The organism is Rodentibacter rarus, from assembly GCF_001998965.1.
GTDB lineage: Bacteria > Pseudomonadota > Gammaproteobacteria > Enterobacterales > Pasteurellaceae > Rodentibacter > Rodentibacter rarus.
Map to the genome: position 1 here is coordinate 1 of NZ_MLHJ01000004.1, position 9561 is coordinate 9561.

The window sequence follows — 9561 nt, forward strand, 5'->3', positions numbered from 1 at the left end:
GTGTCCGAATTTTAACCTATTGAAATAATTTGATTTTTATAACGGATACACGCAGTGTGTCCCTACGTTCTGTTAAAATTTCTGTTTTTGTGCATTTGCTACATAATACCGAAATTTTAGGATTTTTTAGAAATAGTTTAGAAATTTTAGAATAGTTCTATTTTTTTATCTTATGTTAAACTTTTCTCACATTTTTGTACTATCGCCATTTCTCCGTTGCACCTCGATTTCGTTTCCCTTCACAAGTTTTATCTTCTTCATTCAAGAGCGAGATGATATTCAATGACCTGTCGTATTTTGTCATCACAAGATAGCTGAGGCTTGAATACCTAAAATATCCAAAGCTGAGCAGGCGGTGACATCCTGTGTGAAAAATTCAAGCAATCTTTCTTTATCTGCTTTTCTTTAATTTACAATGAGTTATCTTCATTTTTATAGACCGACATACTTGCAAATCTACTTCAGACCCTAAATTTTTTTATTTTTATTGACAACTGTTTTTTTTTTTTTAGAATAGGAAAGTTTTTAGTTTATTTCTGTCTGGTAAGGATTCTATGGCACACTTCGGCTTTCCTCTCGAAACAATTATTGTCTTTTTTGGTGTCATTGCGCTATCTGTTTATTTAGATTTATTTGCCCACCGTAATAGCAAAGAAATTAGCGTAAAAGATGCCGCACTTTGGTCGATGTTTTGGATTGGCTTGGCGCTCTGCTTCTATGTTTATTTGTGGCTTCGCTTTGATGCAGAATGGGCTGATCTATACCTTGCCGGTTATGTTTTAGAAAAGAGTTTATCTATTGATAATTTAATGGTATTTGTTGCTATTTTTGCTTCTTTTGGAATCACAGGAAAACTTCAACACCGAATTCTTTACTGGGGGATTATTGGTGCATTAATTTTCCGCGCTATTTTTGTAGTAATTGGAACAGGATTATTTTCCGCAAGCCCTTGGGTTGGTTTCGTTTTTGCTATTTTTGTCATTTGGAGTGGGTGGAAAATGCTCAAAAGTGGTAATGATGAGGAGGAAGAGATTGAAAATTATTCAAACCATTGGAGTGTACGCTTAACCGGCAAACTTATGCCAATTTATACCAAACTTTTTGGTGAGCGCTTTCTTGTTAACCATTCAGAAATGAATGCTGAGCAAGTTGCTTCAACGACACGTCAAGGCTTGAAATACGTTACACCGGCGTTTCTTTGTTTAATGGCAGTTGAGACATCAGATGTTGCTTTTGCCTTCGACTCTGTGCCTGCGGTGATTGCGGTAACACAAGAGCCATTATTAGTTTATGCTGCAATGATTTTCGCCATTCTTGGTTTGCGTAGCCTCTATTTTATTTTAGCCGCTTTAACCAAATACCTTATCCACCTCGAAAAAGCGGTTATCGCCCTGTTGTTCTTTATAGGTGTCAAAATGGGAATTCAATCTTGGAACCATGCAATCAGCGACACCGGTATTCATATTTCACCAAACACGAGCTTATTTATCGTATTGGGCGTGTTAGCTATAGGGGTGATTGCCTCGTTTATTTTCCCTGAAAAAGAAAAATAGGAGTAGAGAATGTCAACAAAAAAACGGACTTTTTTAACTGTTTGTAGTTTGTTGGCTGGTTTTGCAATGGCTAATCAGCCTTACACTGCGCCACCAACGTCTTTTACTCAAGGCTATGTTCCGGTTATTTCCGATGCCCAGATGGAGCAATGCGTAGAAATTTATAATCAAGCAAAATGGTTAGGTAAGGCGCTACAAAATACCTATATCGATCAATATTCGCAGGTTTCCGTCAATAATTATAACGATAAAGTGGCTCAACATCAGCAAATGATTAATTGGTTTAACCAAAATTGTGCCGGAAAACAATCTCGTTCTGCTTGCGAAGCGGCAAGAGAATTAAATCGTAAAAATGGTATGGAAACACAACGTTGTTATTGAAGGAAATTATGTTAAAAAATAAGTATTTAACTAAAATCTGCTTATCATTATTAGCACTTGTATTTGCCATAGAAATTTTTAGTTTTGTTATTTTGGTTTATACCAAAATATTTTTAAATAAAATTGAAAATGGCACCATCACTGAAGCAGAGCTTAGTTTTGCGGATTGGATTGAAATGTATGGCGCAAAACTGGATGGCTTTTATTATCTTGCTTTGTTTGTTTTTGCGATTGCCTATTTAGTGTGGTTGTATAAAGCCCACGTTAACCTCTCTGCATTAGGCGCAAAAAATCTAAGATATAGCCACGCGAGCGTAGTTTGGTGGTGGTTTGTACCAATTGCTAACCTGTGGAAACCTTATTCCGTCTTTAAAGAAGTGATTACACAGAGCCAACAAGTAATGTTTGGTTCGGTTCAACGTAAAAAATTTCAGGTATTCCTTCTTATTTGGTGGCTTTTACATTTTCCCTCTTCGATTTTGAACGCTATTTTGAAAAGAATTGGTGAATTACAGACCCTCAATGGATACCACTTCCTTCTCAATGCAACATTATTGCAATATGTATTTGTGATTACGATGAGTGTGATGATCTTTTATCTCATTTATAACGTGGATAAATGGCAGAAAAAAGCTAATCAATCTAAACCGGTTTCATTACAAAAATCTTACTAGGAGAAAATTATGCGTCGTTTACCCGTTTATCTATTAGTAGATACTTCCGGCTCAATGATGGGTGAAGCCATTGAGGCGGTTCGTAATGGTTTACAAATGTTAGTTTCGGCTTTACGCCAAGATCCTTATGCATTAGAAACCGCTTATTTATCAGTCATTACCTTTGATAGCCACGCAAAACAAGTGACACCTTTAACAGAATTAATGCGTTTTCAGATGCCTGATATTCAAGCTTCAGGCGTAACGGCAATGGGCGAAGCATTAACCCTATTGGCGGATTGCATTAATCGAGAAGTGCAAAGAGGTTCAGCGGAAGTAAAAGGCGATTGGAAACCTGTTGTATTTTTACTTTCAGATGGATTACCAACAGATGATTTACAAAAAGGGATCAAGGCAATTCGTCAAGTAAAAACAGGTACTTTTGTCGCTTGTGCTGCCGGTGCGGGGGCTGATACGAATGTATTAAAACAAATTACGGAAACCGTGGTTTCGCTTGATACCGCAGATGCTAACTCTATTAAAGCCTTCTTTAAATGGGTCTCAGCGTCTATTTCTGTTTCAAGTCAAAAAGTGGACTTAAATAAAAAAGACATAGGCAGTTTACACGAATTGCCTCCACCACCGGCAGAATTAAATATTGTGCTATAAACCAATGGGGCGGGTTTCTCTGCCTATTATGCTAGCTTAAAAACCGTTAAATTATGTCTAGACGACTTCTCACTTATATTTGTATTGACACTTCCGGTTCAATGAAAGGTGAGCCTATTGAAGCGGTGAATGTCGGTTTACAATCGCTATTATCCGCATTGCGACAAAATCCTTATGCATTGGATAGCGTTTATCTCTCAATCTTTACCTTTGATAGTGAAATCAAAAATATACTTCCTTTGACCGCACTTGAAGATGTGACGCTCCCAACGGTTAGCACACCGGACAGCGGCCCGACTTTCTTAGGGAAGATGTTGGAAGAATTGGCAAGTGCGGTACAAAAAGAACGAATTTTGGGGTCTACCAATCAAAAAGGTGATTGGCGCCCGATCTTGATCTTACTTACCGATGGCAAGCCTTCAGATGTAATGGCTTACAACAATGCTATTCCTCTGATTAAATCCTTGAATTTCGGCAATATCGTTGCCTGTGCAGCAGGCCCTAAAGCGGATCCTAATATACTTAAAAAATTAACGGATACCGTTGTTTCTTTAGATACGATGGATTTAAACAGTTTTGCCCAATTTTTCCAATGGGTTTCTGCTTCAGTGGCACAAACAAGTATCAGTGTTGGCGCTCCGACAAGCAATTCTCTACCGCCTCCGCCTGATGAAATCAACATTGTGTTATAAGGAAGAATTATGCGTCGTTTACCTGTTTATCTTGTGATTGATATTTCCGAAAGTATGGTGGGCGAAAATATTCGCCAAATGCAAGAAGGAATGAACCGCTTGGTTAATCAATTAAGACGAGATCCTTATGCTTTAGAAGCCGTTTATCTTTCCGTTATTGGTTTTGCCGGTGTAGCCGGCACACTTGCACCACTGACTGAATTGATGAATTTCTATCCCCCTCGTTTACCCATTGGCTCAGGTACTTCTATTGGCACCGCATTAAATCACGTAATGGATTGTATGGATAAAGACATTATCCTCAGCACGGCGGAACAAAAAGGCGATTGGAAACCTTTGGTTTATGTTATGTCGGACGGCTCAAGCACGGATGATACCGGTAAAGCTATTCAACGCTGGAAAGCGACATTTAAACAGCGAGCCAAGTTGATCAATATCGGCATTGGCAAATTTGCTGACTTATCAACATTAAATGAAATCGCCGATCTCACTTATCGTTTAGATGATGCAGATATTGAGCGTGTTTATCAGGCATTGTGTGAAACGATTGCAAGTTCAATTAGTAGTCAAAGCCGTTCTCTTGGTCTTGAAACACCGGTATCACTCAATAAAGAATTATTGGAAAACAACGCAATTTCATTAGCCAAAAATAGTGAAGAATTGACCGCACTTGATGAGAATTATGCCATTGTTATGGGATTATGTCGCAAAGTGAAATTGCCTTATTTAATGAAATGGGAACGTTTTGGGGAGGTGATATTTGGCGATGCGGAATATCACTATGTCGGTGCTTATGCACTCGAAAAAGATTATGAAGATTGGTCAGATAATCGTCCAAATAATCAAACGATAAAATCTTCACAATTAATTGGCGGTGGTGGTTGTCCTCATTGTGGCGCTCCTTTTGCTTTTGCAATGTGTGATTGTGGGCAGGTTTTCTGTATTGATGGTTTAGGCGAGGCGGTTTGTCCGAAATGCCAACAAGATTGCTTTTTCGGTTTCGATCCTGAAGGTGACGATTTTGAGATTAACCGAGCTAGGGGCTAGTAATGAATGCATTAGATCAACTTCAACAAGCTAAATCTTGGTTGGGGCAAGCAGATGAGAAAACGATTGACGCTTTTGCTGGGCAACATACGGCTTTAGTTCATCTGTTTGCTGAAACGCTGCTTAATTTTCGGCGGGGAATAGAAAACGTGAAAATCATAATGCCAACAGAAAGAACAACCGTGCAAAACAGAGTGCCCAGTATTCAGCTTGAGAATGCTAAACAAGATGAACCTTATTTTTGTAAGCCAAATAATGATGTTTTGATTAAAGAAATTCGTTTTTTGCAAACCTGTGGTTTAAGCTGGAATGCTGATCAAAAAGTGGTTGAAGGCACACCTACGATAAGTGGTGAAGTTCAACTTTCTTTTTTATTGGAAGAGGGGGCTACCGCATTAGGGACACTTTGGATCAATCCTAACCCGAAAAAACTTTGGAATAATATTTCCAGTGATCAAAATGACCGCTTTTGGAAAGTAGACAGTGCAAGCGATGAAATTTCAACAAAATTTGGCAAATTACTGGCAGCAAGAATGCGTGGTCGTTCTCACGCTCATAAAGGCACTTGTTGCGATGATGATTTTGCTATGACTTTCCACGAAAAAAGCGGTGTGCATTTTATTGCTGTTGCAGATGGTGCCGGCAGCGCAGAATTTTCTCGCTTCGGTTCAAAATTAGCGGTAGAGGCAGCCAAAGAAAAAGTATTGGAACAGCTGGAACAAAATGAAAAATATCAGGCGATTGCAGCTGTTTCTGAAATGGAGAAATTAAAGGGGATAGCGAATGGTTTGTTGTTTCAAGCAGTGCAAGCGGCTTTTTTCGCCCAAGAAAGACAAGCGGAAAAAGAACAAATCCCTGTGAAATCCCTCTCTTGTACCTTGTTGTTGGCATTAACTTTGCCTCTTGAGAATAACCAATGGTTTACCGCCGGTTATTGGATTGGCGATGGCGCTGTCGCCATTTTAGATTTAGGTTTTCCAAAAGTGAAATTATTGGGCGAAGTGGATACCGGTAGCTATTCAGGTGAAACCCTCTTTTTAAACCGTGCTGAAATTGAACCGAAAAAACTGATTTCTCGGATCTATACCGATCTGCAAGATTATGCACCGATCTTAATGTTGATGACTGACGGTGTTTCTGATCCTAAATTTAAAACAGACGCTAAATTGCAAAGCATAGCGGCTTGGCAAGATTTATGGTCAGAATTGAAATCGCCGCTACAAGCTGAAAATCCGGCTAAAACCTTAGAACAGTGGTTAGATTTTTGGTCAAAAGGCGAACACGATGATCGCACTTTGGCAATGTTCATTCCGAAATCTGAGTGGGATGGATTGGTAAATCAGCAGCAAAGTTTGACCGTTTGTGAAACAAATGAACGGGGATTATTAGCAAACGAACCAATCGATAGCGTACAAAAAAATACTGAAGAAAAAGTGTTAGAAAATGGAGAAAGAGAGGCACAAGACACCGCTAAAAATGGTATTGAAGACAAGGGCGAGCGTACCATTAACGTGACACATAATAACATAACAACAACGATTACTCTCAGTAAAGCGAGTGACCGGGTATTGGATAATCAGGGAGTAAATCAATGAGCCAAATTATCCGTTTAACCGCCACGAATGGGCAAAAGATTGAATTTGTCGATGAAGTTAAAGCCCAAGGTGGTATGAAAGATGTAATGTTTTCGCCTAATAAAGATTATGTGGTGGCGTTTTTTCGTGAATCAGCTGATCAGGAAACCAAAGAGCGGTTAGAAATGATTACTGAAACTTACCGAAAACGCATTTTTGAACAAGAAGGCGGAGAATATCTGAAAAAGTTATTTTGTTGGCCTACTGCGGTGGTGGAGTATCAGGGGAAGTTAGGTGTTGTGAGTCCTTTTTATCGAGATTGTTTTTTCTTTCAATACGGCAGTCGTCATAACGATATGTTGCAAATTAAGGGAAAAGATAAAGACGGCAAATGGTTTGCTTCAGCCTCCAATCGCAATAAATTTCTCGACCCGAAAGAATTGGGCGACTGGATGTTGCATTTGAAAGTCTGTTTGATGTTAGCGCGTGCGGTGCGCAGAATGCATATGGCAGGATTAAGTCATAGTGATTTGGGTTATAAAAACTGTTTAATTGATCCGACAACCGGACAAGCCTGTCTGATTGATATTGATGGCTTGGTTGTCCCGGGAAAACATCCACCCACAGTCGTTGGTACACCGGATTTTATTGCGCCGGAAGTTGTGGCAACCCAACATTTGGATAAAAAAGATCCTAAACGAAAGCTACCAAGCCGAACGACCGATCTGCACGCCCTTGCAGTACTGATTTATATGTATTTGCTTTACCGGCATCCACTTCGAGGCGACAAAGTTTTTGATATGAATGATAGCCAGCGAGATGAAGAATTGGCAATGGGTGAAAAAGCACTCTTTATTGAGCACCCAAAAGATAAAAGTAATCGCATAAAAGTTGCCAATCTTCGCCCAACGGAATTGCCGTGGAAAGATACAGATAAAATCCCTTACAAAATTACCGGACCTTATTTAAGTGCATTATTTGAGCGTGCATTTATTTCTGACTTGCATAATCCGGCAGGTAGACCGACTGCCGATGAATGGGAGCAGGCTTTAGTAAAAACCGTTGATTTATTGCAACCGTGTAGAAACCCACAGTGCGAACAAAAATGGTATGCCTTTGATAATTCGACTAAACCTAAATGCCCGTTTTGTGGGGTGCCACATCAAGGAAAATTACCGGTATTAAATCTTTATTCTGCTGCCCCTAATGGCAGTTATCGTCCGGATAATCACCGCATTATGGTCTATGACGGACAAGGCATTTATAAATGGCACGCTGACACACGTATTTTCCCGAACGAAAAACTCAAAGCTGCCGATGCTCAACGAATGGGCTATTTCCGTTTCTATCAAGGCGACTGGTGGCTGATAAATGAACATTTATCACAAATGGTTAATGTTAAAACCAAGCAACCTATTGCCATTGGTGAAAAGGTGAAATTGGAAGAAGGTGGACAAATTCTACTACAAAAAGGTGAAGGAGGACGCTTACTTATCGTTCAGATCGCTGGTGCGTAAGTGCGGTCATTTTTTTATGAATTTTTACAAAAAATAGGAGTAAACAATGGCAATTTCTTTAGCAAAAGGACAAAACGTTTCATTAAGTAAAACGGATCCAAGTTTAAAAAATGTATTGGTTGGTTTAGGTTGGGATTCTCGCTCTACTGATGGGCAGGATTTCGATTTAGATGCCAGCATTTTTATGACAGCTGAAAATGGCAAAGTGCCTTCAGATAGTTATTTTATTTTCTATAACCAATTGCGCTCACCTTGTGGTGGTGTTGAGCATACCGGTGATAATTTAACCGGAAATGGTAGTGGTGATGATGAAAGCGTGCTCGTAAAACTCGATCAGATTCAAGGTGATATTAAATCACTCTTTATTACCGTCACCATTCACGAAGCAGAAGCTCGCCGTCAAAACTTTGGGCAAGTAAGTAACGCTTTTGTTCGTTTAGTGAATAACGATACGAATGAAGAAGTGGTTCGTTTTGACTTATCGGAGGATTACAGTACAGAAACCGCAATGGTTTTCGGCGAAATTTATCGTCATAACGGTGAATGGAAATTTCGTGCTATTGGGCAAGGCTATTCAGGTGGATTATTTGCACTTTGCCAACAATATGGTGTAAACGTAGGGTAGGAAAATAAAATGACAATCTCATTAAGTAAAATTACCTTAGAGAAACAAGGCGATAGCCACAAGATTGATCTCTCCAAAGCCTCTGATCAACAAATTACGATCAACTTAAATTGGTCGCAACAGAAAAAAGGCGGTTTCTTTTCCGGTCTATTTGGTGGTAATAAAGAAATTGATTTGGATTTAGGCATCTATTGGGAACTCAATGACGGCACAGCAGGAATGATTGACGGTTTACAATTCTCTAAAGGGCGTGGTGGTGCGCGTAATCAATTAAGCCGTCAAGGACGTTATACCGATTTTCCGTGGGTGTGGCATTGTGGTGATGATCGCAGTGGTAGTAGTGAAGGGGGGGAAAATATCTTAGTCAACCCAAAAGGCATTCAAGATTTACGCCGTTTAGTAGTGTACTGCTTTATTTATGAGGGCGTAGCTAACTGGGCACAATCTGATGCGGTGGTGACAGTAAAAGTCCCAAATCAGCCTGAAATTGTGGTTGAAATGGGCAAGCAACGTGATCACCGCACTTTCTGCGCTATTGCCGCCATTGATTTCTTTGGCTCACAAATGGCCATTCGTAAAGAAATCAATTTCTTTAACGGACACGCAGAATGCAGCCAATATTACGATTGGGGATTTGAATTTTCGGCAGGATCGAAATAATCACAATAACTCACCCTAAATAAACCTGTGTTGATGAGATCAACACAGGTTTTTTACTTTTCATTCTGTATATAAACATCGCAGAAAAGTGCGGTCATTTTTACTAAATTTTACGGTATTATGTAGCAAATGCACAAAAATAGAAATTTTAACAGAACGTAGGGACACACTGCGTGTGTCCGTTATAAAA

10 protein-coding genes and 1 pseudogene are annotated in these 9561 nt (G+C 39.5%); 10 read left to right on the forward strand and 1 reads right to left on the reverse strand.

The features are described 5' to 3' along the window. Positions 1-260: 260 nt before the first annotated feature. Positions 261-430 (reverse strand): annotated as a pseudogene (locus tag BKK50_RS13160) (IS1595 family transposase); the annotation flags it as partial. 124 nt (positions 431-554) lie between these two features. Between BKK50_RS13160 and BKK50_RS00540 the strand changes: the two are divergent. From BKK50_RS00540 to BKK50_RS00585, 10 genes are read left to right on the forward strand one after another with little or no spacing between them, the layout of a single operon-like run. Then, positions 555-1553, forward strand: a complete 999-nt coding sequence (locus BKK50_RS00540) for a TerC family protein (protein WP_077414297.1) — start codon at positions 555-557, stop codon at positions 1551-1553. Between the two features lie 9 nt (positions 1554-1562). After that, positions 1563-1934 (forward strand): hypothetical protein, encoded by a 372-nt coding sequence (locus BKK50_RS00545; RefSeq protein WP_077414300.1) that lies wholly within the window; start codon positions 1563-1565, stop codon positions 1932-1934. Between the two features lie 8 nt (positions 1935-1942). Beyond that, complete coding sequence (locus BKK50_RS00550; protein WP_077414302.1) at positions 1943-2608, forward strand: DUF4328 domain-containing protein; 666 nt, start codon at positions 1943-1945, stop codon at positions 2606-2608. 9 nt (positions 2609-2617) lie between these two features. Next, a complete protein-coding gene (locus BKK50_RS00555) occupies positions 2618-3256 on the forward strand; it encodes a vWA domain-containing protein (RefSeq protein ID WP_077414305.1) in 639 nt (212 codons plus the stop codon). A 53-nt stretch (positions 3257-3309) separates the two neighbouring features. After that, positions 3310-3948 (forward strand): vWA domain-containing protein, encoded by a 639-nt coding sequence (locus tag BKK50_RS00560; protein ID WP_077414308.1) that lies wholly within the window; start codon positions 3310-3312, stop codon positions 3946-3948. A gap of 9 nt (positions 3949-3957) precedes the next feature. Then, a complete protein-coding gene (locus tag BKK50_RS00565) occupies positions 3958-4995 on the forward strand; it encodes a TerY-C metal binding domain-containing protein (RefSeq protein WP_077414310.1) in 1038 nt (345 codons plus the stop codon). A 2-nt stretch (positions 4996-4997) separates the two neighbouring features. After that, positions 4998-6590 (forward strand): PP2C family serine/threonine-protein phosphatase, encoded by a 1593-nt coding sequence (locus BKK50_RS00570; RefSeq protein ID WP_077414313.1) that lies wholly within the window; start codon positions 4998-5000, stop codon positions 6588-6590. Further along, complete coding sequence (locus BKK50_RS00575; protein WP_077414315.1) at positions 6587-8086, forward strand: helix-hairpin-helix domain-containing protein; 1500 nt, start codon at positions 6587-6589, stop codon at positions 8084-8086. Before BKK50_RS00570 ends, BKK50_RS00575 begins: the two co-directional genes overlap by 4 nt. A 46-nt stretch (positions 8087-8132) precedes the next feature. After that, positions 8133-8711: a TerD family protein gene (locus BKK50_RS00580; RefSeq protein WP_077414318.1), complete on the forward strand. Its 579-nt coding sequence runs from the start codon at positions 8133-8135 to the stop codon at positions 8709-8711. 9 nt (positions 8712-8720) lie between these two features. Beyond that, the gene (locus tag BKK50_RS00585; RefSeq protein WP_077414321.1) at positions 8721-9371 is read left to right on the forward strand and encodes a stress protein; all 651 of its coding nucleotides are present in this window, start codon (positions 8721-8723) and stop codon (positions 9369-9371) included. Positions 9372-9561 lie beyond the last annotated feature (190 nt).